The following is a 256-nucleotide window of genomic DNA, read 5'->3' as shown; positions in this document are numbered from 1 at the left end:
AATCAACCGAGATTCCCCCAGTAGCGGCGAGCGAACGGGGAGCAGCCCAGAGTCTGAATCAGCTTGTGTGTTAGTGGAAGCGTCTGGAAAGTCGCACGGTACAGGGTGACAGTCCCGTACACGAAAATGCACAGGTTGTGAACTCGAAGAGTAGGGCGGGACACGTGGTATCCTGTCTGAATATGGGGGGACCATCCTCCAAGGCTAAATACTCCTGACTGACCGATAGTGAACCAGTACCGTGAGGGAAAGGCGA

The 256-nt window shown here is 54.7% G+C and carries 1 rRNA gene; it reads left to right on the top strand.

The annotated features are described in order from the left end of the window. A 23S ribosomal RNA gene (locus tag F3J31_RS23265) occupies window positions 1-256 on the top strand; the annotation flags it as partial.

The organism is Enterobacter sp. Acro-832 (assembly GCF_011752745.1).
Taxonomy (GTDB): domain Bacteria; phylum Pseudomonadota; class Gammaproteobacteria; order Enterobacterales; family Enterobacteriaceae; genus Enterobacter; species Enterobacter quasiroggenkampii.
This window is presented reverse-complemented; position numbering and strand designations above follow the sequence as displayed.